Here is a 24,541-nt window from a genome sequence, read left to right as displayed (position 1 = left end):
GATTCTTATGGATAAATTGATTATTACCGGCGGTGCCCGTCTTGATGGCGAGATCCGCATTTCCGGTGCGAAAAACTCCGCCCTGCCGATTCTTGCAGCAACCTTGCTGTGCGATGGTCCGGTGACTGTGGCCAACCTGCCGCACCTGCACGACATCACCACCATGATCGAGCTGTTCGGTCGCATGGGTATTGAGCCGGTGATCGACGAGAAACTGTCGGTCGAAATCGACCCGCGCACCATCAAGACCCTGGTTGCTCCGTACGAACTGGTGAAAACCATGCGTGCGTCGATCCTGGTGCTGGGCCCGATGGTTGCCCGTTTCGGCGAAGCCGAAGTTGCTCTGCCTGGCGGTTGCGCTATCGGCTCGCGTCCGGTTGACCTGCACATCCGTGGCCTTGAAGCCATGGGCGCGGTCATCGACGTCGAAGGCGGCTACATCAAGGCCAAGGCCCCGGAAGGCGGCCTGCGCGGTGCGAACTTCTTCTTCGACACCGTCAGCGTGACCGGTACCGAGAACATCATGATGGCCGCTGCCCTGGCCAAAGGCCGCAGCGTCCTGCAAAACGCCGCGCGCGAGCCTGAGGTGGTCGACCTGGCCAACTTCCTGAACGCCATGGGCGCCAAGGTTGCCGGGGCCGGCACCGATACCATCACCATTGATGGTGTAGAGCGTCTGCACACTGCAACCTATAAGGTGATGCCTGACCGCATCGAGACCGGCACCTACCTGGTTGCCGCCGCCGTCACCGGCGGGCGCGTCAAGGTCAAGGACACCGATCCGACCATCCTGGAAGCGGTCCTGGAAAAACTGCGCGAAGCCGGTGCCGAAATCACCACGGGCGAAGACTGGATCGAGTTGAACATGCACGGCAAGCGCCCCAAGGCCGTCAACGTGCGTACCGCTCCCTACCCGGCGTTCCCGACCGACATGCAGGCGCAGTTCATCTCTCTGAACGCGATTGCCGAAGGCACCGGTGCCGTGATCGAGACCATCTTCGAAAACCGCTTCATGCACGTTTACGAACTGCACCGCATGGGCGCCAAGATCCAGGTCGAAGGCAACACCGCCATCGTTACCGGTACCGAGAAGCTCAAGGGTGCGCCAGTCATGGCGACCGACCTGCGTGCCTCGGCCAGCCTGGTGATCTCGGCTCTGATCGCCGAAGGCGACACCTTGATCGATCGCATCTACCACATAGACCGTGGTTACGAGTGCATCGAAGAAAAACTGCAGATGCTCGGCGCGAAAATCCGCCGCGTACCGGGCTAGTCCCTGCTGCTGTTGTTGTGGCGAGGGAGCTTGCTCCCGCTGGACTGCGTAGCAGTCCCATAGTTGGGGCCGCTTCGCGACCCAGCGGGAGCAAGCTCCCTCGCCACAGTTGCTGTTAGCTGAATTTGTTTCAAATCGAGGCTGTAATGGCCTCGATCTGTGTCTGGCGCCGTTAGCGACCGGACCGCAATAGCCTGATGAAGGACTGACGTTTCCCATGTTGACCATCGCACTGTCCAAGGGCCGCATCCTTGACGACACTTTGCCGCTTCTGGCTGAAGCGGGCATCGTGCCGACCGAGAATCCGGACAAGAGCCGCAAGCTGATCATCCCCACGACCCAGGACGACGTTCGCCTGCTGATCGTACGGGCTACCGACGTGCCAACCTACGTTGAGCATGGCGCGGCGGACTTGGGTGTCGCCGGTAAAGACGTGCTGATGGAGTACGGCGGCCAAGGCCTGTACGAGCCTTTGGACCTGCGTATCGCCCTGTGCAAGCTGATGACTGCCGGCCGCGTCGGTGACGTCGAGCCCAAAGGCCGCCTGCGCGTAGCCACCAAATTCGTCAACGTTGCCAAGCGTTACTATGCCGAGCAAGGCCGTCAGGTCGACATCATCAAGCTCTACGGCTCGATGGAACTGGCCCCGCTGATCGGCCTGGCCGACAAGATCATCGACGTGGTCGACACCGGCAACACCCTGCGTGCGAACGGCCTCGAACCTCAGGATTTCATTGCCGACATCAGCTCCCGGCTGATCGTCAACAAAGCCTCGATGAAGATGCAGCACGCCCGTATCCAGGCGTTGATCGACACCCTGCGTACGGCAGTGGAGTCGCGACACCGCGGTTGACTCACCCGCGCGGCCCTAAGCAGCCGCGCCCGTCTATCCGCCTCATAGCCAGAATTCTCAGGTGCCCAAGCGGATCGACTGCTAACTTTCGGCGCCTGAGCATTTTTGCCAATCCTATGAGGCCCTCGCTATGACCACGTCCACTGCAATTGCCCGACTCAACGCTGCCGACCCGGATTTCGCCCATCATCTGGATCATCTGCTGAGCTGGGAAAGCGTGTCCGACGACTCGGTCAATCAGCGGGTGCTCGACATCATCAAGGCCGTGCGCGAGCGCGGTGACGCGGCGCTGGTGGATTTCACCCGTCAGTTCGACGGCCTGGACGTCGCCTCCATGGCCGACCTGATCCTGCCCCGCGAACGCCTGGAGCTGGCCTTGACGCGCATTACTGCGCCTCAGCGTGAAGCCCTGGAAGTTGCGGCGGCCCGCGTGCGCAGCTACCACGAAAAGCAGAAGCAGGACTCCTGGAGCTACACCGAGGCCGACGGCACCGTGCTGGGCCAGAAGGTCACGCCGCTGGACCGTGCCGGCCTGTACGTGCCGGGCGGCAAGGCTTCGTACCCGTCGTCGGTACTGATGAACGCGATTCCAGCCAAAGTGGCCGGTGTGACGGAAGTGGTCATGGTCGTGCCGACGCCGCGTGGTGAAATCAACGAGCTGGTACTGGCAGCGGCGTGCATCGCCGGCGTCGACCGTGTGTTCACCATCGGTGGTGCCCAGGCTGTAGCGGCCCTGGCCTACGGCACCGAAAGCGTGCCGAAGGTCGACAAGGTCGTCGGCCCGGGCAACATCTACGTCGCCACCGCCAAGCGCCACGTGTTTGGCCAGGTCGGTATCGACATGATCGCGGGCCCATCCGAAATTCTGGTGGTGTGCGACGGCCAGACCGACCCGGACTGGATCGCCATGGACTTGTTCTCCCAAGCCGAACACGACGAAGACGCCCAGGCAATCCTGGTCAGCCCCGACGCCGAGTTCCTCGACAAGGTTGCCGCCAGCATCGACAAGCTGCTGCCGACCATGGACCGCGCCGAGATCATCGAGAAGTCGATCAATGGTCGCGGCGCGCTGATCCTCGTGCGCGACATGGAACAAGCCATCGAAGTGGCCAACCGCATCGCGCCGGAGCACCTGGAGCTGTCCGTCGCTGACCCGCAAGCCTGGCTGCCGTCCATCCGCCACGCCGGTGCGATCTTCATGGGCCGCCACACCAGCGAAGCCCTGGGTGACTACTGCGCTGGCCCCAACCACGTGCTGCCCACTTCCGGCACCGCGCGTTTCTCGTCGCCGCTGGGGGTGTATGACTTCCAGAAGCGCTCGTCGATTATCTTCTGCTCGCCACAAGGCGCCTCTGAGCTGGGCAAGACCGCCTCGGTGCTGGCCCGTGGTGAATCCCTGAGCGCCCATGCCCGTAGCGCTGAATACCGCATCCTTGAAGAGGGGAAATAAGACATGAGCAAATTCTGGAGCCCCTTCGTCAAGGACTTGGTGCCTTACGTGCCCGGCGAGCAGCCGAAGCTGACCAAACTGGTCAAGCTCAACACTAACGAAAACCCGTATGGCCCCTCGCCCAAAGCGCTGGAGGCCATGCGGGCCGAGTTGAATGACGATCTGCGTCTTTACTCGGACCCCAACAGCGACCGTCTCAAGCAGGCGGTCGCGAAATATTACGGCGTTGACGCGAACAAGGTGTTCCTCGGCAACGGCTCCGACGAAGTGCTGGCGCATATCTTCCACGGCCTGCTGCAACACGATCTGCCACTGCTGTTTCCGGACATCAGCTACAGCTTCTATCCGGTTTACTGCGGGCTTTATGGCATCAAGTCTGACCCGGTGCCGCTGGATGAGCAGTTCCAGATTCGCGTGGCGGACTACGCCAAGCCTAACGGCGGGATCATTTTCCCCAACCCGAATGCACCGACCGGTTGCTTGCTGGCGCTGGAGGCTGTGGAGCAGATCCTCAAGGCCAACCCGGAGTCGGTCGTGGTCGTGGACGAGGCTTACATCGATTTCGGCGGCGAAACCGCAATCCCCCTGGTGGATCGCTACCCGAACCTGCTGGTGACCCAGACCCTGTCCAAATCGCGCTCACTGGCCGGTTTGCGCGTGGGCCTGGCCGTGGGCCACCCGGACCTGATCGAGGCGCTGGAGCGGGTCAAGAACAGCTTTAACTCCTATCCGCTGGATCGCCTGGCGATTGTCGGCGCGGCGGTGGCGTTTGAAGACCGTGAGTACTTTGAGAAGACATGCCGGTTGGTGATCGACAGCCGCAACAAGGTGGTCGAGCAGTTGGAAGGCAAGGGTTTTGAAGTATTGCCGTCGGCGGCGAACTTCATCTTCGCCCGCCACCCTAAACACGACGCTGCCGGCCTGGCGGCCAAGTTGCGTGAACAGGGGGTGATCGTGCGGCACTTCAAGCAGGAGCGGATTGCCCAGTTCCTGCGGATCAGCATCGGTACGCCGGAGCAGAACCAGGCGCTGGTCGACGGCCTCGGCGAGCTCTAAGCCACGCTGGAGATCAAAACATGTGGGAGCGGGCTTGCTCGCGAATGCGGTGTATCAGTCAAACATCTATCGACTGACACTCCGCTTTCGCGAGCAAGCCCGCTCCCACATTTGTTTTGCAGTGTTAGTTACAGCAGTGGCTCATCCGGCTTCTTGTTCTTCCAGCCATCATTGCCCGGCAGCAGCAGGTTCAAACCAATCGCTACCACCGCACACAGGGCGATGCCCTTGAGGCCGAAGTCGTCCGGGCCGGTGCCGGTCCCTACCAATACGCCGCCAATCCCGAACACCAGCGTCACCGACACAATCACCAAATTGCGCGCTTCGCCCAGGTCGATCTTGTGGCGAATCAACGTGTTCATCCCCACCGCCGCGATAGAGCCGAACAGCAGGCACAGAATCCCGCCCATCACCGGCACTGGAATACTCTGCAGCAATGCGCCGAACTTGCCGATAAACGCCAGGCTGATGGCAAACACTGCCGCCCAGGTCATGATTTTCGGGTTGTAGTTCTTGGTCAGCATCACCGCGCCGGTCACTTCGGCGTAGGTGGTGTTCGGCGGGCCGCCAAACAGACCTGCAGCGGTGGTGGCGATGCCGTCACCCAGCAACGTGCGATGCAGGCCGGGCTTTTTCAGGTAGTCGCGACCGGTCACGCTGCCCACCGCAATCACACCGCCGATGTGTTCGATCGCCGGGGCCAGGGCCACGGGGACGATAAACAGGATGGCTTGCCAGTTGAATTCCGGCGCGGTGAAGTGGGGCAGGGCGAACCACGGTGCGGCGGCGATCTTCGCGGTGTCGACCACGCCGAAGTAGAACGACATGGCAAAGCCGACCAGCACGCCGGAGATGATCGGCACCAGGCGGAAAATGCCTTTGCCGAACACCGCCACGATCAGCGTGGTCAGCAGCGCCGGCATCGAAATCATCATCGCCGTCTGGTAATGGATCAGCTCGCTGCCATCGCCGTTCTTGCCCATCGCCATGTTGGCGGCAATCGGCGCCATGGCCAGGCCGATCGAGATGATCACCGGGCCAATGACGACGGGCGGCAGCAGCCGGTCAATAAACCCGGTGCCTTTGATCTTCACGGCCAGGCCGAGAAAGGTATAAACGAAACCAGCCGCCATGACACCGCCCATGGTCGCCGCGAGGCCGAACTGGCCCTTGGCGAGAATGATCGGGGTGATGAAGGCAAAGCTCGATGCCAGGAACACCGGCACCTGACGCCCTGTCACCACCTGGAACAACAGCGTGCCCAGGCCGGCGGTGAACAGTGCGACGTTTGGATCAAGACCTGTGATCAGCGGCATCAACACCAGCGCGCCAAATGCCACGAAGAGCATTTGTGCGCCAGACAGGATCTGGCGCCAAAGCGGGTCGTTGAATTCATCCTGCATGCTCACGCGTCCTTCTGCTTGGTGCCGAAGATCTTGTCGCCGGCATCGCCCAGGCCCGGAATGATGTAGCCATGTTCGTTCAGGCGTTCATCGATGGACGCGGTGTAGATCTGCACGTCCGGGTGGGCCTTCTCGACGGCGGCAATGCCTTCGGGCGCGGCGACCAGCACCATGGCGCGGATGTCCTTGCAGCCGGCTTTTTTCAGCAGGTCGATGGTGGCAACCATCGAACTGCCGGTGGCCAGCATCGGGTCGATGATCATGGCCAGGCGCTCGTCGATTTCCGGGACGAGTTTTTCCAGGTAGGTGTGGGCCTGCAAGGTTTCTTCATTGCGGGCCACGCCCACGGCGCTGACCTTGGCGCCCGGGATCAGGCTGAGCACGCCTTCGAGCATGCCGATACCGGCACGCAGGATCGGCACCACGGTGATTTTCTTGCCGGCGATTTTTTCGACCTGTACGGGACCAGCCCAACCTGGGATCTCGTAAGTTTCCAGGGGCAGATCCTTGGTGGCTTCGTAAGTGAGCAACGCTCCGACTTCCTGAGCAAGCTCACGGAAATTCTTCGTGCTGATGTCGGCGCGGCGCATAAGGCCGAGTTTGTGTTGGATCAGCGGGTGGCGGATCTCGCGAGTGGGCATGGGAAAGGCTCCGGCGGCGGGCAAAAAAACCGGCCTAGATTAATCTATCCGAGGGTGTTGTCCTATAGACATCTAGTACGTTAGTCCATTAAGGCTTGCCCGGAGCGCACGAGAAGCGTACCTTCGCCCGCTTTTCTTGCCACAGCACCCCCTTGGAGAGCGCCATGTCCGCTGATCTTGAGCATATCCGTCAAATCATGCGTGAGGCTGACTGCCTGTACACCGAAGCGCAAGTCGAAGCAGCGATCGCCGAGGTCGGCGCACACATTACCCGCGAAATGGCCGACACCAACCCGGTGGTCTTTTGCGTGATGAACGGCGGCCTGATCTTCGCCGGCAAATTGCTGACCCACCTGCAATTCCCGCTGGAGGCGTCCTACCTGCACGCCACCCGCTACCGCAACGAAACCAGCGGCGGCGACCTGTTCTGGAAAGCCAAGCCGGAAGTGTCGTTCATCGACCGTGACGTGCTGATCATCGACGACATCCTCGATGAAGGTCACACCCTGGGCGCGATCATCGACTTCTGCAAACACGCCGGCGCGCGCAAGGTTCACACCGCTGTGCTGATCGACAAAGACCACGACCGCAAGGCGCGCCCGGACCTCAAAGCCGATTACGTCGGCCTGCCGTGCATCGATCGCTACATCTTCGGTTATGGCATGGATTACAAAGGCTACTGGCGCAATGCCAACGGCATCTACGCTGTTAAAGGGATGTAAATGATGGCCCGCTTTCTTGATCAGACGCTGTTCACCGAATTGGCCGAGAAAGCGGCTACCAACCCTCGTGGCCGGCAGAACGTCAACTTCCATCAGATGGAAGAGCCTTGCCACCGGATGGTGGTGGGTCTCCAGCCACAGACGTATGTGCAGCCTCACCGTCACCTCAGCGCCGACAAAGCGGAAACCTTGCTGGTGCTCAAAGGGCGCCTGGGTATCCTGATTTTCAGTGATACAGGTGAGGTGTTGAGCAAGCGCGTCCTGCAAGCGGGCGGTGATTGCCTGGGCGTCGATTTGTCGCCAGGGGTGTTTCATGGCCTGGTGGTGCTTGAGCCCGACAGCCTGATGTTCGAGTGCAAGGCGGGGCCGTATCGGCCTGTGGGTGAGGGGGAGCTGGCGACCTGGGCGCCACGTGAGGGCGAGGCAGGTATGGCCGAGTACCATCGCTGGATGCTTGCTCAGTTCGATTGAGCTACAGTGCCCGGCCATCTTTCGTGGAGTGGCCCATGAGCCTGTTTTCACGCACCTGCGCCGTTCTGGCGTTGATATTCAGCCTGCCTTTGGCGGCGGCTTCGGCCCCCATGCACGGCCAATACCTGCCGCCCGATGACCAGGCCCTGCGCGCCGAACCCCCTGACCAACAGCAATTGCTGCAAGTCACCGAGTACGCAGTGGTGGCCGGCAACCAGCGCCAATCCAGCCAGCAACCCATACCGGTGACCTCACCGCTGATGATCCGCCTCAAGGGCAAGCCCCTGAACAAAGGCGCGACCATCGCCCAGGTGGTGCTCAACTTCGACGCCGAAAGCAAAAGCCTGAAAAAGCCGGCCTACGATGACAAGAGCAAGACCCTGACCTTGTCCTACCCGGTGGCCCAATACCGCGTGATTGTCGACCTGCTGCGCAATGACACGGTGTATGTGCAATTTCTCAGCTACGCCAACGGCCACATCTGGGCGGACCTGCACACCGGTAGCGTGCGTGCCCAATAGCCAGAACGCAGAAGGTCCAATTGTGGGAGCGGGCTTGCTCGCGAATGCGCAATGTCAGTTAAAGATAAGTTGACTGATCCACGGCATTCGCGAGCAAGCCCGCTCCCACATTGGATCTTCATTGTTTCCGAAGCATGCGCGCCGCAGGTAAACTGCCTCTCCCGTGTAAATGTCTGCAGGCTGGAGTCGGTAATGCGTAAAGATAAGAAACAGGTGATTGGTGACGAGATCGGCGACGACCAGATCAAGTTGTTCCTGGACTTCGAGCCGGTTGATGCGACTTCACCGTCCCTGCACAAGCTGATCAAGGCCTACCGCGGCCTGCGTATCGACGACTTCGAGCGCTTCCTGGGCTTCTTCAAGGAAGCCGGCCTCGACCTGGACGGCAAGGATGAGCACGGCCAGACTTTCGTCGACCTGATCAAGGACCAGCGCAACGCGGACGAGTACATCGAGCTGATCGAAAACGCTCGCGGCTGATATCCGAGACATAAAAAAACGCCCCGTTCTCAGGTTGAGAGCGGGGCGTTTTTTATTGCATCAAGGCCTCAAGCGTAGCTCTCGGTCTCGGCGGCAGGTTCAACCAGTTCCAGGCTGATGTTGTTCTGCGCGTTGATCTTGCGATACAGCTCGGCATCGGTCTCCAGGACCTTTTCCCGCGCCGGGAAGATCTCGTGCAGCTTGGCAGCCCATTCACCAGCAGCTTTCTGCGGGAAGCACTTCTCGATCAGTTCCAGCATGATCGAAACGGTCACCGAAGCACCCGGGGACGCGCCCAGCAGTGCCGCCAGAGAGCCATCTTTAGCCGCGACCAGCTCGGTGCCGAATTGCAGCACGCCGCCTTTTTTCGGGTCTTTCTTGATGATCTGCACCCGTTGGCCGGCCACTTCCAGGCGCCAGTCTTCGGCTTTCGCCTCCGGGTAGAAGCGGCGCAGGGATTCCAGGCGCTGTTCCATGGACTGACGCACTTCGCTGACCAGGTACTTGGTCAGGTCCATGTTGTCACGGGCCACGGCCAGCATCGGGCCAATGTTACCGGCGCGAATCGACATCGGCAGGTCGAGGAACGAGCCGTGCTTGAGGAACTTGGTGGTGAAGCCGGCGTAGGGCCCGAACAGCAGGGACTTCTTGCCATCCACCACGCGGGTGTCCAGGTGCGGCACGGACATCGGCGGCGAACCCACGGCGGCCTGGCTGTAGACCTTGGCCTGGTGGTGCTTGACCACTTCCGGGTTGTCGCAACGCAGCCACTGGCCGCTGACCGGGAAACCGCCGAAACCTTTGCTTTCCTCGATGCCCGAGGCTTGCAGCAGCGGCAGGGCCGCGCCACCGGCGCCGAGGAAGACAAACTTGGCGTCCACTTCACGGCTGTTGCCGCTGTTGACGTCCTTGATGCTCACGGTCCAGCCGGCGCCATTGCGCTTGAGGCCGGTGACGCGCTTGCAGTACTTGACCTGGGCATCTGGCGAGCTGGTCAGGTGACCCAGCAGCTGGTTGGTCAGGGCGCCGAAGTTGACGTCGGTACCGTTCAAGACACGGGTGGCGGCGATTTTTTCGTCGAGCGGGCGCCCTGGCATCATCAGCGGCATCCACTCGGCCATTTCGCTGCGGTCTTCGGTGTAGTGCATGTCCGAGAACGCGTGGTGCTGGCTGAGGGATTCAAAACGCTTCTTGAGGAAGGAAACACCTTTTTCACCCTGCACGAAGCTCAGGTGCGGTACCGGGCTGATAAAGGATTTGGACGAGCCAAAGGTGCCCTTTTTAGTCAGGTATGCCCAGAACTGCTTCGACACCTCGAACTGCGTGTTGATGTGCACGGCTTTTTTGATATCGATGGAGCCATCGGCAGCCTGCGGCGTGTAGTTCAGCTCACACAGCCCGGCGTGGCCGGTACCGGCGTTGTTCCACGGGTTGGAACTTTCCGCGGCACCCGAATCCATCAGCTCAACGACTTCCAGCTTGAGGCCGGGGTCGAGCTCTTTGAGCAGTACGGCCAGGGTGGCACTCATGATGCCGGCCCCTACCAGTACTACGTCGACTGCTTCGTTATGCGCCATTTAACGCGTCTCCAAAATCTGCAGCACCAAATTGACGGCATGGCGGCCAGGAGTGACGGGGCGGTTCACGTGTTGCCCCCGATTACCCATGGCCAGGATCGCCATGTCCGATTCTTCGCAATTTTTTTGCAACTTCAGCGCACGCTTCCTGCCGGGCTAATCTGCCTATGAACGCATTCATGGGCGCCTGTGGCAATTCGACTTATGGTCAAAGCGTGCAATTCGTGCAACCAAATCCGTAGCGGACAGGCTTCAAGCTCCGGTTTTTGAGGAGTACTCGGTCCTGTGTGGTTGGGCTGTTCCAGACGCTGATGGTGCTTGTACAAACGCCAAACTATTCATTTGCTCGCCACACTCTTGTGAAGTTGTGAAAACCCGTTTTTTCACGCTCTTTTGAAGACGTGAACCTCAAAAAAGGGCTGCCCCAGCCTGGCACCTGGCCCGTGACGCCTGCCGACACGCGGCAATACGGGCAAACAACTCAAGTGGCCGAGCGCAATGGCAGCTCTGGCAGATTCGGTAAAGAGGGAGGGTTTGCAAAGAAAACAGCAAGCACGCCAGCTTCACTCGATCTGTGTGGGCGGCTCTCTGTGGGCGATTGGGTGGCTAATGCCGAGGCATTAACGATGCTGCGAGGCCCGATCAGGAGACGTCCTTATAATCGGGGGGAGATTGTAGCGAAGAACGCTAGGGAAATGGGCGTGTTTTATGACTTTTATTAGTGCTTCGGTCAGGAGGCCAACGCATGTTGCGGTTGTGCGTGTGAGACCTGCGCAGTGATGCGGGCGCTGGACGGCAGCGGGCGGTGCATCCAGCCCAGGTGCGTCTCGACCACTTCTACCCAACCCTCGCCGACGGGTGGCAGGCTGCACTGCTTGAACGCCAGGCAATGGCCATGGCTGTCGAGCAGGGCGTAGTGGCGCAGGCGCGCGTTTGGCATGAACAACGATTTGAGAAGGCGCATGGCTTTGTACCGGTTACGTTACATGCTTGAAGGTTGCCAGTGTGCCATGACATTGGAATGACGGATTTATGTGAAATTGTAATTCGAACAAGCCTTCAGCCGCCGTTCAGGATCGCTGGTGAGTGGCGCGCCTGCACCGTTATACTGGCGGCCTGTTTGCATCTAGTCCTGGAGAAATGAGTATGTTGCAACGCCTGTTGTTCGGTTTGATCACTGTGACCAGCTTGACCCTGGTTGGCTGCGCCAACAGCCCGCAACAACTCAGCCCGCAACCGAAACTCACCACGCAACTGGCGCCTGTCGGCCATGGCCAGCCAGTGTCGGTGCGTGTGGTGGATGGTCGCCCGTCGCCAACCCTGGGTTCCCGTGGCGGCCTGTACCCTGAAACCGCACTGATCTCGGTGACCGGCCAAGACGTACTGCCCAAGCTGCAGGCCCAGGCCGAAGCCGCTGTGCGCCTGTTGGGCTTCACCCCGGCCAACTCGCCGGGCGCGCCACAGTTGACCATTACCCTGGCGGAGCTGAAGTACCAATCCCCCAAGGAAGGCCTGTATGTGACTGAGGCTTCCATCGGTGCGACGTTCAAGTCCGATGTCAGTGCCGGTACCCGTCGCTACAGCGGCCGTTATGGTGCTTCCCTGAACCAGCGTTTCGGCATGTCGCCGAACGAGGAAACCAACACCAAGTTGGTCAGCGATGTACTGAGTGACGCACTGACCCGTCTGTTCAAAGACCCGAGCATCGGCCAGTTGCTCAGCTCGCAGTAACCGTCAGCCAATAAAAAACCGGGCTCAGTGATGGGCCCGGTTTTTTTGTGCCTGTAGCTTTCATGCAGCCGTTTCGACATAGAAGTCCAGCACACTCACGCCAGTGAGCAAGTCCAGCTCCGGCAGATCGGCATGCTGGTGCCCGCCCAGTGCGCAATACACCAGCCAGTGGCGGTCCTGGACGTTGAAAGCCAAGCCGCCGACCAGTGCTTCTTGCTCCTCGTTTGGGGTGATCAGGTACAGCCGATCCTGGTTTTGCGCGTGCAACATGACAAGCTCCCAGCGTTCGAAGGGCAACAGAGTGGCTTGTTAAGGTGACGTTCAGGTGACGCTGTAAATTACTGGATACATTAAGCGTACATGGGGGACGGAGCTTTTCAGGCGCAGGACGCCACTATCGTTCAGGTTTGTATCTGAATTGATACCAGAACACTGATCGACCGAGGTTTGCGATGGCGCTGCCCGCACTGCTCATTAATGCTGTGGCTTTACTGGTGGCCTGCCCGGGTGCAGGGCTGCTGTTCATTACCCGCTTGCGCGAGCAGCGCGCGATGGCCGACCTGACCGCTCAAAGCGAAGACCGTGCGATCGACCAACCCATGTTGTTTCTGGATGTGCGCACCGAACGGGCGCATCGCCTGGCTTACCGCGTGGGGTATACCTGCCTCGGCCTGGCACTGGCCCTTTCCTGGCTCAGCACCCACTTCTAAAGAACACCACCAAACAACGGTGGGAGCTGGCTTGCCTGCGATTGCGCCGGTTCAGTCACTGATGTGCTGAATGACACATTGCTATCGCAGGCAAGCCAGCTCCCACATTGTTTGTTCGCGTGTTACAGGGGAATCCCGGCCTTTACCCGGTACTGATTGCGAACCGGTGTCGCATACTGCACCACCAGAAACGGCCGGTGCTCCACCGGGCACTCATTCAGCCGCCGCTCCCACTCGGCTTTCGCCTTGGCCAACTCATCCGCCGGGAACACCTCGGCCGCCGTCGGCACCTGCAACTGCGGGTCGGCGTCGGCCCACTGCGCGTACGCCAGGTAATGCACCGGAAACAACCGATAGCCGCCGAGAATCTGCCGGTCCATTTCCACGGCCAGCAGCTTGGTGTCTTCGAAACGCTCGGTGATCGGCGGCGCGAAGTTAACGTGCACCCGGCCTTTGTAACCGGTAATGCCCAGGGCAATGCTCACGTCGTCTTCTCCCGGCGCCTTGCTGTAGGTGCCGGTGGTGGCGCGGATGTACAGCTCGCGGGCCTTGGCCGAATCGCACGGGTCATATTCGTAGCTGATGGACACCGGTGTCAGGTTCAGCGACTGGATCACCTCGGCAAACGGCTCGTCCTTGCGGCTGACGTGGAACATCTTGAGGATCGCCGACTCGGTGCGGTCATCCCCATCCTTGGCGCGGCCTTCGGCCTGGGCGATCCAGATGGAAGCGCCGTCATTGCGGATCGAATGGTTGATGTACGCCGACAGCAACTGGTATGCCGCCATCTTCTCTTTGCGCCCGGTGATCGAGCGGTGCACGATGAAACTCTTGTTCAGGCGCATCAGGTCGCTGACAAACGGTTTTTGCAACAGGTTGTCGCCAATGGCAATGCGTGGCGTCGGCAGGCCGGCGTGGTACACGGCGTAGTTGACGAAGGCCGGGTCCATCACGATGTCGCGGTGGTTGGCCAGAAACACGTAGGCGGTGCCGGACTTGAGCTGCTCGACGCCGGTGTAGGTCACGCCATCGGTCGCACGGTCGATGGTGTGGTCGACGTAGTACTCGACTTTGTCCTGCAGCGTGGCCACGGTGGTGACGCCGGCGAATTCACGGCGCAGCTTGCGGGCGATCATTGGCTTGAGCAGCCAGCCCAGGGCGCCGGCAAAGCGCGGGAAGCGGAAGTGGGTCAGGATGTCCAGAAAGGCCTTGTCACTGAACAGACGTGCCAGCACTGCCGGGACTTCGCTGTCGTTGTAAGGTCGGATGGTATCGAATTCGCCCATCATGCTCTCTTGTTAGAAACGGCTAGGGTAAGTAAAGGAAATACCAGGGAGCGGCCCGAGTAATGGGCTCGGCCGAAAATAGCCCTGTAAATAGACCGGCGATTATACGCACAAGTCACTCTGGAGGCTGCGATGCTGGAAAACGCGACGTACGATTGTCCTTATTGTGGGGAAGAAGTTGAGACAACGGTCGACTTGTCCGGTGGTGATCAGGTTTACATAGAGGACTGTCAGGTATGTTGCCGGCCGATCATTTTCGATCTGCAGGTCCATGATGACGAGTGGATGCTCGAAACCCGTAGTGAAAACGAATAACAGGTACGCCCATGCTGCGAATCTACGAGCCTGAAAACCTGATGGAAGGCGAGCTGCTGCAACAAATGCTCGCCAGCGAGGGCATCGAGGCGCATCTGGTCGGCCGCCATTTGCTCGGCGGTACCGGCGAGCTGCCGATTTTCGGGCTGCTGGGGCTGGAGGTGGATAACGACAGGGCCGCCTACGCCCGCGAGCTGATTACCGCCTACATCGGCGCGCAACCGGTGCCCGGCGATGAACCCGACAGCTTCCCCGACGTGTTGGTCTGTTAGGCTGTCGGTCGGTTTACCCCAAGAGTCGTGTTACCCCATGTGTGGACGTTATGCCCTGTTTCGCTGGAACCCCGCTTTTGCTGCCCTGCCGGGCTTTCCGGCCGATCAGTTGGCTCAGTGGAACATCTCCCCCAATGATTCAGTGCTGATCCAGCGTATGAGCGAAGGCCAGCGTACGCTGGCCCGCGCCCGCTGGGGCCTGACGCCGCCCTGGCTCACAGACCTGTCCCGCACGCCCGCTCACGCCCGCGCCGAGACCCTCGCCGAGCAGCCCATGTTTCGTGAAGCGTTCCGTCAACGCCGTTGCCTGCTGCCGGCCAACGGGTTCTACGAATGGCGCGGTACCCAGCGCAAACGCCCGTATTGGCTGACACCGGGGGAGGGCTCCACGCTGTTTTTTGCGGCGATCTGGGAGGCGTATCCGGTGCAGGAGCAGGTGTGGTTGAGTACGGCCGTGGTGACTCAGGCCGCCCAGAGCCAGCGTCGGCCGTTGATTCTGGATGCGGCGGGGCAAGAGGCCTGGTTGGATCCCGAGACGCCCCTGCATGTGTTGCACGCGTTGTTGGCCAGTGAACCCGTTGCGCTGCGCGAGCGGGTGCTGGCCAATATGGTCAATGATCCCAAGCTTAATGGGCCGGAGTGCCTGACCCCGGCTTAGCGGTTGAACCCACTGGCCTCATCGCAGGCAAGCCAGCTCCCACACTGGATGTGTGAATACATTCAACTGTGGGAGCTGGCTTGCCTGCGATGGCGGCCTCAAACCTTGAACTGGTTGATCAACCGCCGCTGCTGCTCCGCCAGCTTGGTCAAATCCGCACTGGCCGCGCTGGACTCATCCGCGCCGCCCGCCACTTCGTTGGCGACCTGGCCGATATTGATCACATTGCGGTTGATGTCCTCGGCCACCGCGCTTTGCTCCTCGGCGGCGCTGGCGATCTGGGTGTTCATGTCGTTGATCACCGACACTGCCTGAGTGATGGTCTCCAGCGCCTCGGCGGCCTTGGCCGCATGTTGCACGCTTTCATCGGTACGGTTCTGGCTGTCTTCCATCACCCGCACCACGTCCCGCGTGCCTTGTTGCAGTTGCTGGATCATGGTCTGGATTTCTTCGGTGGCCTTCTGGGTTTTCTGGGCCAGGTTGCGCACTTCATCGGCCACCACCGCAAAACCACGGCCTTGCTCTCCCGCTCGTGCCGCTTCAATGGCCGCGTTGAGGGCCAGCAGGTTGGTCTGCTCGGCAATCCCGCGAATCGCCGTGAGGATCGCATTGATGTTCTCGCTGTCCTTGGCCAGGGCCTGCACCACGCCCACGGCCTTGCCGATTTCTTCGGCCAGTGCGCCGATGGAGGTGGAGGTGTCGCGCACAATGCGCATGCCCTGGCTCGCCGCCTGATCGGCGTGGCTGGCGGCTTGTGCGGCCTGGGTGGCGTTACGCGCAACGTCTTGGGCAGTGGCGGTCATCTCATGCACGGCGGTGGCGACCTGGTCGATCTCGACCATCTGCTTGTGCACGCCCTGGTTGGTGCGAATCGCGATGTCGGCGGTGTGTTCCGAGGAATCGCTGACCTTCTGTACCGAACTCACCACTTGGGTAATCATGCCCTGCAGCTTGATCAGAAAGGTGTTGAAGCCGCTGGCAATCGCGCCCAACTCGTCGGCACGGTCACTGGTCAGGCGGCGCGTGAGGTCGCCTTCGCCCTGAGCGATGTCATTGAGCATCGCCACCATCTGCTTGAGCGGGCGGGCGATGCCATGGCCCACCAGCCAGATAACCAGCAGGCCAATACCGGCGATCAACAGGCCGACCATGGCCATGCCCACGGTGTCGGTCTTGCGCTGTGCCTGCAGGTCGCTTTGCAGTTGCTGCGAGTCAGCCATTACCGCGCTCAGCGGCAGTTGCAGCATCAGGGTCCAGCGCGCTTCGGCCTGGCCGATGTTGAATGGCAGGAACAACTCGATGTGGCCGTGCTCCTTGTCGATGTCGTAGCGCACTTCGCCGACCTTCAACTGGTTCAGGTTGGCCAGCTCATTAGTGTCGAGCAGGTCGCTGGCTTTTTCGCCGAGTTTGCTGGCGTCCTTGGTGTAGGCGACCAAGCGGCCGTTGCTGGAGATCAGCGCCAGTTCGCCGGCGCCGTTGTAGAGGCTCCGGTCGGCGCGGGTGAGCATTTCCTGGATGAAGTTCACCGACAGGTCGGCGCCGACGATGCCCTGGAACGTGCCGTTGATCATGATCGGCTCGATGAACGAAGCCAGCATCACCATGGCGTTGCCGACCTTATAAGGCGCGGGGTCGATGGCACAGGGTTTGTTGGTTTCCTTGGAGCACAGGTAGTACTCGCTGGCGCGCACGCCGGTGGCGAGGATGTTCTGGTCGTTGACGTCGGCGAGTTTATCCAGGCCCAGGCTGCCATCGGCGTTGCGGTACCACCACGGCAGGAAACGGCCGTCGGCGCCCATGCCGACGATGGGGCTGTTCACGTAAGCGGCGTCGTTGTGATCGATCGCATTGGGCTCCCAGCCGATATAGGCACCGAGGATTTTCGGGTTGCGCACCACCGTTTCGTGCAGCAGGTTGATCAACTGTTCACGGCTGACTTGCAGGGCCGGCTCGCCCTTGGCGTCTTTCATGCCGAGCAGGGCATTGGCGGTGGCCAGGCCCTTGGCGGTGACCAGCGGTGCTTCGAGTTCGCGCTGAATCAGTGTGGCCTGGGTTTGCGCCATGGCAGTGAGGCGCTGTTCGATGATTTGCTCGAACTGCACCTGGGTGCGTGCTTGCACCATCTCCTGAGTGCGCGCGCCGGCAAACAAGGCGTAGAGCACCAGCACTGCGACCACGCTCAACACGATGGCGCCGGTGAGTGCCGCGACAGAAAACTGAATCGACCTGAATTTCATGAACGCTCCGTGCCCAGGGGGAGATTGGCTGCTTTTTTGTATCGGCCACGGGGTTGGGAGGCTTAAGGCTTGCCCTGCAAAATAGTGCGTGCTGTCGCAAATGAGCACTTCGCCGCCGGTATGAGTGTGTGGGATGTATCTGAAATTGGGCGGTTACACGTCTGTTGTATCTGGCGTGGATACAAATGACCGCCTACGATACGCGCCAGGTTTTCAGGGAGAGTGTGATGAAAAAGTCATTGGCGATGAGTGGATTGGTTGCAGCCATGCTGCTGGCGGGCTGCCAGTCAGTTAACACCACCAGCGGCGGCGCCGTTGGGGTCGAGCGCAAGCAGTACATGTTCAGCATGCTGTCGAGCCAGGAGGTCGACCAGATGTATGCCCAGTCTTATCAACAGACGTTGGGTGAGGCCAGTGGCAAAGGCCTGGTGGACAAGAGCAGCGCCAACGCCAAGCGTGTACAGGCGATTGCCAACCGCCTGATCGCCCAGGCGCCGACTTTCCGCCCGGATGCGGCGCAGTGGAAGTGGGAAGTGAACCTGATCAAAAGCGACGAGATGAACGCCAACTGCGGGCCTGGCGGCAAGATTTTTGTGTACAGCGCGTTGATCGACAACCTCAAGCTCACCGATGACGAGCTGGCTGCCGTGATGGGTCATGAAATCGCCCACGCCTTGCGCGAGCATGGACGCGAGGCCATGTCCAAAGCTTACGGCATCCAGATGGCCAAGCAGGGCGCCGGTGCCTTGTTCGGTCTGGGCCAGGACAGCATGGCGCTGGCCGATACCGTGGCCAATTACGGCATGACCTTGCCCAACAGCCGCGCCAACGAGAATGAAGCCGACCTGATCGGCCTGGAGCTCTCGGCCCGTGCCGGCTACAACCCGAACGCGGCCATCACGTTATGGAACAAGATGGCCAAGGCTTCGGAAGGCGCACCGCCGGAGTTCATGAGCACGCACCCGGCGTCTGACAGCCGAATCGCCTCGTTGCAGGCGGCGATTCCAAAGGTGATGCCGCTGTACCAGCAGGCCAAAAAATCCTGATTCATAAGGCTGAAATGCAAATCTAAATGTGGGAGCCGGGCTTGCCCGCGATGCAGGCACCTCGGTGTGTCAGTTGCACCGAGGTGATGCTATCGCAGGCAAGCCAGCTCCCACAAAAGCCCAGCCCCTTTAGATCCAGCCACTGCTCTGCATGGCCTTGTACACCGCAACAATCGCCAGCACGAAAAACGCCGTAGCCGCCAGTCGGCGAATCAGGGTCAACGGCAGTTTTTCCGCCGCGAAATTCCCCGCCAACACCACCGGCACGTTGGCAATCAGCATGCCCAAGGTGGTGCCGATAATCACCAGCCACAGCTCCGGGTACTGCGCGGCCAGCATCACCGTGGCGATCTGCGTCTTGTCACCGATTTCCGCGAGAAAGAACGCGATCAGCGTGGTCAGGAACGGCCCGAACTTGCGCGTGGTACTGGCTTCGTCATCGTCGAGTTTGTCGGGCACCAGCGTCCACAACGCGGTGGCGCAGAAGCTCGCCGCGAGGATCCAGTGCAACACCGCATCCGAGAAGAAGCTTCCGAACCAGGCCCCCACAGCACCGGCGGCCGCATGGTTGGCCAAGGTCGCGGCGACGATGCCGGCGATGATCGGCCAGGGTTTGCGAAAGCGAGCGGCAAGGATGAGCGCGAGCAGTTGCGTCTTGTCGCCGATTTCGGCCAAGGCAACGATTGCGGTAGGAACGAGTAATGAATCCAGCATCAGGTAAGCTTCCAGGGGCGGGTCGACACGGCTATGACACGTACAGCCTTCCCGCCCCGGGTAAGGTGTGCGTGTCATAGGTCTTGTCAAACCCCGGTCCGTCTGTGCGGACTCCTGGGTCGCATACGCCATGGCCTGTTGACCAAGTATGTTGACGTATGCCGGACGAGCATGGCGCTCGTGGGAGACTACTCCCCTAGGACGGAGCGGATTCTGCCTAGGCAAAATCCATTCGGCAAGCCTTCTTTTTCAAAATGCCATTAGCCGCGCTTGGCACGATAAATGCGAAAACCGTTGCCCTCGGCCTTGATTGCGCACACGCCCAAATGCTCTTCAATCAAGGGTTGGTACTTCAGGAAGCTGTTGGCGACCAAGCGAAGTTCGCCGCCTTTTGCCAGGTGTTTCGCCGCTTTTCGCAGCAGGTTTTCGGTGGCGAAGTAATCGGTGTTCACCCCGACATGGAACGGCGGGTTGCTCAGGATTGCATTCAAACCCATCGGCGCGGCGTCAATTCCGTCACCCGTCAGGACCTCGGCTTCCAGACCGTTGGCAGCCAACGTCAGGCGACTGCTGGCGGCAGCAAACGCATCTACGTCGAGCATCGTCACGCTGTTGTGCGGGTAGCGGCGTTTGACCGCAGCGCCCAACACACCCGCGCCGCAACCGAAGTCCAGCAAGTGGCCGCTCGGCAGTTTGTCCAGGTGTTCAAGCAGCAACTCGGTGCCGCGATCCAGGCGACCATGGCTGAACACGCCCGGCAGGCTCACCACCTTGAGCGGCCCTTCGGCCAGGGGCACGTCAAAGACTTGCGCCAGGCTTTGCAGCTCAACTGCCTGCGGGGCGTTGGCCACGGTGATTTGCCACAGCTGGCAGTGCCGTGCGTTATCCAGCTTGCGCGGCTTGCCATAAGGAATCATCTGCTTGGCGGCGCTTTCGATGCCGCCTTTTTTCTCGCCGACCAGAAACAACTCCGCGCCGGGCAGGCGCGCGGCCACGGCGTTGAGCAGGTAGTCGGTGAGGTCCTTGGACTTGGGCAGAAAGATCACCGCCGCATCGAACCCACGCTCAGGCACGTTCACGCCGAACAGGCTGCGTTCGGGGAAGCGCGCCTCCAGCGCAGCCTGGTCGCCGGCATGCCAGCACCAGCCGTGGGCATTGGGCAGGCGGCCGAGCAAATCGTCGGCGGGCAGGCCGACCAACAACAGGTTGCCCTGAAAAAGTTCGGCCTGACGAAGCAGTACTTCACTGCGCGGATCCATAGTCTGCTCCTTGAAAAGGGGCGCAGTTTATCAACTGACGACGCGCAGCGGGGCGCCGCTGAAAAAGCCCCGGGCGTTTTCGGCCAGTTGGCCGACGATGCGTTGCCGGGCTTCGCGGCTGCCCCAGGCATTGTGGGGCGTGACGATCAGGCGCGGAATGTCGCCGGCCAGCAGCGGGTTGCCGTTGACCGGCGGCTCCACGCTCAGCACATCGGTTGCTGCGCCACCCAGATGGCCGCTGCGCAACGCATCCGCCAGCGCCTGTTCATTGATCAAACCACCGCGCGCGGTGTTGACGACAAACGCGCCGGGCTTGAGCAGCGCCAGTTCGCGGGCGCCGATAAAGTCGCGGGTGTGTTCATTGAGCGGGCAGTGCAGGGTCAGTGCATCTACCTGAGCGAGCAACTCATCCAGCGGCACGCGGTCGGCGCGGGCCGGGCGGCCAGGAATCGCGCCAAGCAGCACGCGCATGCCGAAGGCTTCGGCCAGGCGTGCGACGGCGCCGCCCAGTTCGCCATGCCCGAGCAGGCCGAGGGTTTTGCCTTCCAGCTCGACAATCGGGTGGTCCAGCAGGCAGAACTGTTTGGCCTCTTGCCATTTTCCGGCGCTGACGTCGCGCTGGTAGTCCTTCAAACGTGTCGCCAGGTTGAGCAACAGCATGATCGTGTGTTGCGCCACCGATGGCGTGCCGTAACCCTGGCAGTTGCTCACGGTGATGCCGTGGGCACGGGCAGCGGCCAGGTCGACGTTGTTGGTGCCGGTGGCCGACACCAGGATCAGCTTGAGGTCCGGGCACGCCGCCAGGGTTTCGGTGTTGAGGGCGATCTTGTTGCTGATGACCACCTGGGCGCCTTGCAGGCGCTCGAGGACATTCTGCGGCGTGGTGTCGGAACACAGCTCAAGTTCGCTGAAGCTGCCTCGCAGTTCGCTGAGGTCGAGGTCCCCCAGGTCCAGGGATGGGTGATCAAGGAAGACGGCGCGGCGATTGTTCGACATCAACTGTACCTTTTGCGACTGGGTTTGTAGGCGTAATCTCCCGAGCCTATCAGATGAAATAATCAGTTACTTAATGGAGTGAGCATGTACGCCGCCGAGTTTTTGACCGTAGCCTTGATTCACTTGTTGGCGGTGGCCAGCCCCGGCCCGGATTTCGCCGTGGTGGTGCGCGAAAGCGTGACCCATGGCCGCCGTGCTGGAACCTGGACCGCGCTGGGCGTCGGCTCGGCGATTTTCCTGCACGTGGGTTATTCGTTGCTCGGGATCGGCTTGATCGTGTCCCAGTCCATCGTGCTGTTCAACGCGCTGAAGTGGGCGGCAGCGGCGTACCTGCTGTACATTGGCTTCAAGGCCCTGCGCGCGCAGCCGGCCAAACCTGCCAGTGAAGAAGACCTGCACCGTGAAGTGGGCGAACGCACGGCGCGCGGCGCGTTCACCTCGGGCTTCGTGACCAATGGTTTGAACCCCAAGGCCACGCTGTTTTTCCTGTCGCTGTTCACCGTGGTGATCAACCCGCACACACCGCTGGCGATCCAGGCCGGTTACGGCGTGTACCTGGCGGTGGCGACGGCGTTGTGGTTCTGCCTGGTGGCCATGCTGTTCAGCCAGCAGCGCGTGCGCGCGGGGTTTGCGCGGATGGGGCACTGGTTTGACCGGACCATGGGCGCGGTGCTGATTACCATTGGGGTGAAGCTGGCGTTTACCAGCATGAAGTAACCCTGCTGAGGGAACACCCTTCATGGGTAGGCCCGATCGCTGTGGGAGCCGGGCTTGCCCGCGATGCAGGCACCTCGGTGTTTCAGACATACCGAGTTGAGGCCATCGCAGGCAAGCCAGCTCCCACACGGAGCTGCGCAAGGCTCCAGTGCTGGCGCAAAGCTAGCATTCACAGGCCGCAACAAATCATTCCTTTGGCTGATTTGGCTGACACATAAGCTCTCTACAGTGCAGGTCTTCAAGCCAAGACCGTGCAGTCAGATAAGGGATTCGTATGTTGCAGACCCGTGTTATCCCGCCCGCCGAAGGTGCGTACCAATACCCGCTGTTGATCAAACGCCTGTTGATGTCCGGGACGCGTTACGAGAAAACCCGGGAAATCGTCTACCGCGACAAGCTGCGTTACACCTACCCGACCCTGATCGAGCGCGTCGCCCGCCTGGCCAATGTGCTGACCGAGGCCGGGGTCAAGGCCGGTGACACCGTGGCCGTGATGGACTGGGACAGCCACCGCTACCTGGAATGCATGTTTGCCATCCCGATGATCGGCGCGGTCATCCACACCATCAACGTGCGCCTGTCGCCGGAACAGATTCTCTACACCATGAACCACGCCGAGGACCGCTTTGTGCTGGTCAACAGCGAGTTCGTGGGGCTCTACCAGGCGATTGCCGGCCACCTCACCACCGTCGACAAGACCCTGTTACTGACCGATGGTGAAGCCAAAACCGCCGAGCTGCCCGGTCTGGTTGGCGAGTACGAAACCTTACTGGCCGCCGCCAGCCCGAAGTACGACTTCCAGGACTTCGACGAACACTCCGTTGCCACCACTTTCTACACCACCGGCACCACCGGTAACCCCAAGGGCGTGTACTTCACCCATCGCCAACTGGTGCTGCACACCATGGGCGTGGCGACCATCATGGGCAGCGTCGACAGCGTTCGCTTGCTGGGTACAAACGACGTGTACATGCCGATCACGCCGATGTTCCACGTGCATGCCTGGGGCCTGCCGTATGTGGCGACCATGCTCGGTCTGAAGCAGGTCTACCCCGGCCGCTACGACCCGGAATACCTGGTGGAGTTGTGGCGCAAGGAAAAGGTCACGTTCTCCCATTGCGTGCCGACCATCCTGCAGATGGTGCTCAATGCCAAGGCTGCGCAAGGCGTGGATTTTGGCGGCTGGAAAATCGTCATCGGCGGCAGTGCGCTTAACCGTTCGTTGTATGAAGCCTCCAAGGCGCGTGGGATTCAACTGACCGCCGCGTACGGCATGTCCGAGACCGGGCCGCTGGTGTCGTGCGCCCACCTCAACGAAGAATTGATGGCCGGCAGCGAAGACGAACGCACCACGTATCGCATCAAGGCCGGTGTGCCCGGGCCGTTGGTGGAGGCGGCGATTGTCGACGGCGACGGCAATTTCCTGCCTGCCGACGGCGAATCCCAGGGCGAGCTGGTGCTGCGTGCGCCGTGGCTCAGCGAAGGCTATTTCAACGAACCACAGAAGGGCGCCGAGCTGTGGGCCGGCGGCTGGATGCACACGGGCGACGTGGCCACGCTCGACGCTTTCGGCGTGATCGATATCCGCGACCGCATCAAGGACGTGATCAAGACCGGTGGCGAGTGGATCTCGTCCCTGGCCCTTGAAGACCTGGTCAGCCGTCACCCGGCGGTACGCGAAGTAGCGGTGGTGGGCATCGCCGACCCGCAGTGGGGCGAGCGCCCGTTTGCGTTGCTGGTGGTGCGTGATGGCCATGTGATAGGTGCTCGCGAGCTCAAGGAACACCTCAAACCTTTCGTCGAACTGGGCCACTTGAGCAAGTGGGCGATTCCGAGCCAGATCGCCGTTGTTACTGAAATTCCCAAGACCAGCGTCGGCAAGCTCGACAAAAAACGTATCCGCATCGACATCATCGAATGGCAGGCCAACAACAGCACCTTCCTGTCCACCCTCTGAAACAGCGCAGCGTGCCCTTTCGGGCACGCACTGCTCTATCTCGCACCTTCACTTGTGATTTGCGGATTTTCAGCCATCCTTCCCGCGCCGACCGTCGTCGGCGTGGCGAAAGGGTTGTGGCAGACGGGTTGGTGATGCAAATCACACTTTAGAGGGATCAAGCGATACCCCCTGCTGGCTATAGTCCCACCCAGAG

Annotated in this window: 26 protein-coding genes, 1 pseudogene and 1 riboswitch; of the genes and pseudogenes, 16 read left to right on the top strand and 11 right to left on the bottom strand. The window is 60.9% G+C overall.

Annotation, left to right across the window (positions count from 1 at the left end):
* The first annotated feature begins 7 nt into the window (after nt 1–7).
* The 4 genes from murA (at nt 8) to hisC (ending at nt 4,632) form a co-directional block, all read left to right on the top strand.
* Nucleotides 8–1,273, top strand: coding sequence for a UDP-N-acetylglucosamine 1-carboxyvinyltransferase (gene murA / locus AB4P94_RS01550; protein ID WP_395609125.1), 1,266 nt, complete (start codon nt 8–10; stop codon nt 1,271–1,273).
* Between the two features lie 217 nt (nt 1,274–1,490).
* Nucleotides 1,491–2,126 (top strand): ATP phosphoribosyltransferase, encoded by a 636-nt coding sequence (gene hisG / locus AB4P94_RS01545; protein WP_003171824.1) that lies wholly within the window; start codon nt 1,491–1,493, stop codon nt 2,124–2,126.
* Between the two features lie 130 nt (nt 2,127–2,256).
* On the top strand, nt 2,257–3,576 hold the full coding sequence (gene hisD / locus AB4P94_RS01540) for a histidinol dehydrogenase (protein WP_395609124.1): 1,320 nt from the start codon (nt 2,257–2,259) through the stop codon (nt 3,574–3,576).
* A gap of 3 nt (nt 3,577–3,579) precedes the next feature.
* Nucleotides 3,580–4,632 (top strand): histidinol-phosphate transaminase, encoded by a 1,053-nt coding sequence (gene hisC, locus AB4P94_RS01535; protein WP_395609123.1) that lies wholly within the window; start codon nt 3,580–3,582, stop codon nt 4,630–4,632.
* A gap of 128 nt (nt 4,633–4,760) precedes the next feature.
* On the opposite strand, the gene AB4P94_RS01530 is transcribed toward hisC, so the two are convergent.
* Both AB4P94_RS01530 and upp read right to left on the bottom strand, forming a co-directional pair.
* Nucleotides 4,761–6,035: a uracil-xanthine permease family protein gene (locus tag AB4P94_RS01530; RefSeq protein ID WP_395609122.1), complete on the bottom strand. Its 1,275-nt coding sequence runs from the start codon at nt 6,033–6,035 to the stop codon at nt 4,761–4,763.
* Between the two features lie 2 nt (nt 6,036–6,037).
* Nucleotides 6,038–6,676, bottom strand: coding sequence for a uracil phosphoribosyltransferase (gene upp, locus AB4P94_RS01525; RefSeq protein WP_004372055.1), 639 nt, complete (start codon nt 6,674–6,676; stop codon nt 6,038–6,040).
* Between the two features lie 164 nt (nt 6,677–6,840).
* Between upp and AB4P94_RS01520 the strand changes: the two genes are divergently transcribed.
* The 4 genes from AB4P94_RS01520 (at nt 6,841) to AB4P94_RS01505 (ending at nt 8,870) form a co-directional block, all read left to right on the top strand.
* The gene (locus AB4P94_RS01520) at nt 6,841–7,398 is read left to right on the top strand and encodes a hypoxanthine-guanine phosphoribosyltransferase (protein ID WP_176995068.1); all 558 of its coding nucleotides are present in this window, start codon (nt 6,841–6,843) and stop codon (nt 7,396–7,398) included.
* Nucleotides 7,399–7,401: 3 nt separating this feature from the next.
* Nucleotides 7,402–7,869, top strand: a complete 468-nt coding sequence (locus AB4P94_RS01515; RefSeq protein WP_395609121.1) for a WbuC family cupin fold metalloprotein — start codon at nt 7,402–7,404, stop codon at nt 7,867–7,869.
* 35 nt (nt 7,870–7,904) lie between these two features.
* Nucleotides 7,905–8,390 (top strand): hypothetical protein, encoded by a 486-nt coding sequence (locus AB4P94_RS01510; RefSeq protein ID WP_395609120.1) that lies wholly within the window; start codon nt 7,905–7,907, stop codon nt 8,388–8,390.
* Between the two features lie 192 nt (nt 8,391–8,582).
* Nucleotides 8,583–8,870 carry a PA4642 family protein gene (locus AB4P94_RS01505; protein ID WP_016976601.1) on the top strand — a complete coding sequence of 96 codons (288 nt, stop codon included), beginning with the start codon at nt 8,583–8,585 and terminating at the stop codon, nt 8,868–8,870.
* Nucleotides 8,871–8,938: 68 nt separating this feature from the next.
* Here the strand turns inward: AB4P94_RS01505 and mqo are convergent, their stop codons facing one another.
* On the bottom strand, nt 8,939–10,447 hold the full coding sequence (mqo, locus tag AB4P94_RS01500) for a malate dehydrogenase (quinone) (protein ID WP_395609119.1): 1,509 nt from the start codon (nt 10,445–10,447) through the stop codon (nt 8,939–8,941).
* A 730-nt stretch (nt 10,448–11,177) separates the two neighbouring features.
* Nucleotides 11,178–11,411, bottom strand: coding sequence for a hypothetical protein (locus tag AB4P94_RS01495; RefSeq protein ID WP_395609118.1), 234 nt, complete (start codon nt 11,409–11,411; stop codon nt 11,178–11,180).
* 182 nt (nt 11,412–11,593) lie between these two features.
* Between AB4P94_RS01495 and AB4P94_RS01490 the strand changes: the two genes are divergently transcribed.
* A complete protein-coding gene (locus tag AB4P94_RS01490; RefSeq protein WP_395609117.1) occupies nt 11,594–12,178 on the top strand; it encodes a YajG family lipoprotein in 585 nt (194 codons plus the stop codon).
* A gap of 60 nt (nt 12,179–12,238) precedes the next feature.
* Here the strand turns inward: AB4P94_RS01490 and AB4P94_RS01485 are convergent, their stop codons facing one another.
* A complete protein-coding gene (locus tag AB4P94_RS01485) occupies nt 12,239–12,448 on the bottom strand; it encodes a hypothetical protein (protein ID WP_395609116.1) in 210 nt (69 codons plus the stop codon).
* A 182-nt stretch (nt 12,449–12,630) separates the two neighbouring features.
* Here AB4P94_RS01485 and AB4P94_RS01480 point away from each other — a divergent pair, with 182 nt between their 5' ends.
* Nucleotides 12,631–12,888 (top strand): hypothetical protein, encoded by a 258-nt coding sequence (locus tag AB4P94_RS01480; protein ID WP_395609115.1) that lies wholly within the window; start codon nt 12,631–12,633, stop codon nt 12,886–12,888.
* Nucleotides 12,889–13,010: 122 nt separating this feature from the next.
* Here the strand turns inward: AB4P94_RS01480 and AB4P94_RS01475 are convergent, their stop codons facing one another.
* Nucleotides 13,011–14,174, bottom strand: coding sequence for a 1-acyl-sn-glycerol-3-phosphate acyltransferase (locus AB4P94_RS01475; RefSeq protein WP_395609114.1), 1,164 nt, complete (start codon nt 14,172–14,174; stop codon nt 13,011–13,013).
* Between the two features lie 132 nt (nt 14,175–14,306).
* On the opposite strand from AB4P94_RS01475, the gene AB4P94_RS01470 reads away from it, so the two are divergent.
* From AB4P94_RS01470 to AB4P94_RS01460, 3 genes are read left to right on the top strand one after another with little or no spacing between them, the layout of a single operon-like run.
* Complete coding sequence (locus AB4P94_RS01470) at nt 14,307–14,489, top strand: CPXCG motif-containing cysteine-rich protein (RefSeq protein ID WP_395609113.1); 183 nt, start codon at nt 14,307–14,309, stop codon at nt 14,487–14,489.
* An 11-nt stretch (nt 14,490–14,500) separates the two neighbouring features.
* Entirely contained in the window at nt 14,501–14,761 is a 261-nt protein-coding gene (locus AB4P94_RS01465; RefSeq protein ID WP_016974263.1) for a putative signal transducing protein, read from the top strand.
* A gap of 37 nt (nt 14,762–14,798) precedes the next feature.
* On the top strand, nt 14,799–15,419 hold the full coding sequence (locus AB4P94_RS01460) for an SOS response-associated peptidase (protein WP_395609112.1): 621 nt from the start codon (nt 14,799–14,801) through the stop codon (nt 15,417–15,419).
* 98 nt (nt 15,420–15,517) lie between these two features.
* Here AB4P94_RS01460 and AB4P94_RS01455 read toward each other — a convergent pair whose 3' ends face one another.
* Complete coding sequence (locus AB4P94_RS01455; RefSeq protein ID WP_371923942.1) at nt 15,518–16,261, bottom strand: methyl-accepting chemotaxis protein; 744 nt, start codon at nt 16,259–16,261, stop codon at nt 15,518–15,520.
* A gap of 114 nt (nt 16,262–16,375) precedes the next feature.
* Nucleotides 16,376–16,570: pseudogene (locus AB4P94_RS01450) on the bottom strand (HAMP domain-containing protein); the annotation flags it as partial.
* Nucleotides 16,571–17,883: 1,313 nt separating this feature from the next.
* On the opposite strand from AB4P94_RS01450, the gene AB4P94_RS01445 reads away from it, so the two are divergent.
* Nucleotides 17,884–18,702: a M48 family metalloprotease gene (locus AB4P94_RS01445; RefSeq protein WP_395609111.1), complete on the top strand. Its 819-nt coding sequence runs from the start codon at nt 17,884–17,886 to the stop codon at nt 18,700–18,702.
* Nucleotides 18,703–18,831: 129 nt separating this feature from the next.
* Here AB4P94_RS01445 and AB4P94_RS01440 read toward each other — a convergent pair whose 3' ends face one another.
* From AB4P94_RS01440 to AB4P94_RS01430, 3 genes are all read right to left on the bottom strand, one after another.
* On the bottom strand, nt 18,832–19,416 hold the full coding sequence (locus tag AB4P94_RS01440) for a TMEM165/GDT1 family protein (RefSeq protein ID WP_005784895.1): 585 nt from the start codon (nt 19,414–19,416) through the stop codon (nt 18,832–18,834).
* 89 nt (nt 19,417–19,505) lie between these two features.
* A riboswitch (yybP-ykoY riboswitch) is annotated at nt 19,506–19,625 on the bottom strand.
* 51 nt (nt 19,626–19,676) lie between these two features.
* Complete coding sequence (locus tag AB4P94_RS01435; RefSeq protein ID WP_395609110.1) at nt 19,677–20,675, bottom strand: methyltransferase; 999 nt, start codon at nt 20,673–20,675, stop codon at nt 19,677–19,679.
* A 30-nt stretch (nt 20,676–20,705) separates the two neighbouring features.
* Nucleotides 20,706–21,671, bottom strand: coding sequence for a 2-hydroxyacid dehydrogenase (locus AB4P94_RS01430; RefSeq protein WP_395609109.1), 966 nt, complete (start codon nt 21,669–21,671; stop codon nt 20,706–20,708).
* Between the two features lie 84 nt (nt 21,672–21,755).
* On the opposite strand from AB4P94_RS01430, the gene AB4P94_RS01425 reads away from it, so the two are divergent.
* Both AB4P94_RS01425 and AB4P94_RS01420 read left to right on the top strand, forming a co-directional pair.
* Nucleotides 21,756–22,388, top strand: coding sequence for a LysE family translocator (locus AB4P94_RS01425; RefSeq protein WP_395609108.1), 633 nt, complete (start codon nt 21,756–21,758; stop codon nt 22,386–22,388).
* A 274-nt stretch (nt 22,389–22,662) separates the two neighbouring features.
* The gene (locus AB4P94_RS01420; protein WP_395609107.1) at nt 22,663–24,345 is read left to right on the top strand and encodes a fatty acid--CoA ligase; all 1,683 of its coding nucleotides are present in this window, start codon (nt 22,663–22,665) and stop codon (nt 24,343–24,345) included.
* The last annotated feature ends 196 nt before the right edge of the window (nt 24,346–24,541 follow it).

This window comes from Pseudomonas sp. B22129 (genome assembly GCF_044218875.1).
Taxonomy (GTDB): Bacteria; Pseudomonadota; Gammaproteobacteria; order Pseudomonadales; family Pseudomonadaceae; genus Aquipseudomonas.
Note: the sequence above shows the minus strand (reverse complement) of the source record. Positions and strands in the feature narration are given on the sequence as shown.

Bases quoted from the DNA above. Each gene is read 5' to 3' on its own strand.
- murA (WP_395609125.1), top strand. From the start codon at position 8: ATGGATAAATTGATTATTACCGGCGGTGCCCGTCTTGATGGCGAGATC.
- hisG (WP_003171824.1), top strand. From the start codon at position 1,491: ATGTTGACCATCGCACTGTCCAAGGGCCGCATCCTTGACGACACTTTG.
- hisD (WP_395609124.1), top strand. From the start codon at position 2,257: ATGACCACGTCCACTGCAATTGCCCGACTCAACGCTGCCGACCCGGAT.
- hisC (WP_395609123.1), top strand. From the start codon at position 3,580: ATGAGCAAATTCTGGAGCCCCTTCGTCAAGGACTTGGTGCCTTACGTG.
- AB4P94_RS01530 (WP_395609122.1), bottom strand. From the start codon at position 6,035: ATGCAGGATGAATTCAACGACCCGCTTTGGCGCCAGATCCTGTCTGGC.
- upp (WP_004372055.1), bottom strand. From the start codon at position 6,676: ATGCCCACTCGCGAGATCCGCCACCCGCTGATCCAACACAAACTCGGC.
- AB4P94_RS01520 (WP_176995068.1), top strand. From the start codon at position 6,841: ATGTCCGCTGATCTTGAGCATATCCGTCAAATCATGCGTGAGGCTGAC.
- AB4P94_RS01515 (WP_395609121.1), top strand. From the start codon at position 7,402: ATGGCCCGCTTTCTTGATCAGACGCTGTTCACCGAATTGGCCGAGAAA.
- AB4P94_RS01510 (WP_395609120.1), top strand. From the start codon at position 7,905: ATGAGCCTGTTTTCACGCACCTGCGCCGTTCTGGCGTTGATATTCAGC.
- AB4P94_RS01505 (WP_016976601.1), top strand. From the start codon at position 8,583: ATGCGTAAAGATAAGAAACAGGTGATTGGTGACGAGATCGGCGACGAC.
- mqo (WP_395609119.1), bottom strand. From the start codon at position 10,447: ATGGCGCATAACGAAGCAGTCGACGTAGTACTGGTAGGGGCCGGCATC.
- AB4P94_RS01495 (WP_395609118.1), bottom strand. From the start codon at position 11,411: ATGCGCCTTCTCAAATCGTTGTTCATGCCAAACGCGCGCCTGCGCCAC.
- AB4P94_RS01490 (WP_395609117.1), top strand. From the start codon at position 11,594: ATGTTGCAACGCCTGTTGTTCGGTTTGATCACTGTGACCAGCTTGACC.
- AB4P94_RS01485 (WP_395609116.1), bottom strand. From the start codon at position 12,448: ATGTTGCACGCGCAAAACCAGGATCGGCTGTACCTGATCACCCCAAAC.
- AB4P94_RS01480 (WP_395609115.1), top strand. From the start codon at position 12,631: ATGGCGCTGCCCGCACTGCTCATTAATGCTGTGGCTTTACTGGTGGCC.
- AB4P94_RS01475 (WP_395609114.1), bottom strand. From the start codon at position 14,174: ATGGGCGAATTCGATACCATCCGACCTTACAACGACAGCGAAGTCCCG.
- AB4P94_RS01470 (WP_395609113.1), top strand. From the start codon at position 14,307: ATGCTGGAAAACGCGACGTACGATTGTCCTTATTGTGGGGAAGAAGTT.
- AB4P94_RS01465 (WP_016974263.1), top strand. From the start codon at position 14,501: ATGCTGCGAATCTACGAGCCTGAAAACCTGATGGAAGGCGAGCTGCTG.
- AB4P94_RS01460 (WP_395609112.1), top strand. From the start codon at position 14,799: ATGTGTGGACGTTATGCCCTGTTTCGCTGGAACCCCGCTTTTGCTGCC.
- AB4P94_RS01455 (WP_371923942.1), bottom strand. From the start codon at position 16,261: ATGGTCGAGATCGACCAGGTCGCCACCGCCGTGCATGAGATGACCGCC.
- AB4P94_RS01445 (WP_395609111.1), top strand. From the start codon at position 17,884: ATGAAAAAGTCATTGGCGATGAGTGGATTGGTTGCAGCCATGCTGCTG.
- AB4P94_RS01440 (WP_005784895.1), bottom strand. From the start codon at position 19,416: ATGCTGGATTCATTACTCGTTCCTACCGCAATCGTTGCCTTGGCCGAA.
- AB4P94_RS01435 (WP_395609110.1), bottom strand. From the start codon at position 20,675: ATGGATCCGCGCAGTGAAGTACTGCTTCGTCAGGCCGAACTTTTTCAG.
- AB4P94_RS01430 (WP_395609109.1), bottom strand. From the start codon at position 21,671: ATGTCGAACAATCGCCGCGCCGTCTTCCTTGATCACCCATCCCTGGAC.
- AB4P94_RS01425 (WP_395609108.1), top strand. From the start codon at position 21,756: ATGTACGCCGCCGAGTTTTTGACCGTAGCCTTGATTCACTTGTTGGCG.
- AB4P94_RS01420 (WP_395609107.1), top strand. From the start codon at position 22,663: ATGTTGCAGACCCGTGTTATCCCGCCCGCCGAAGGTGCGTACCAATAC.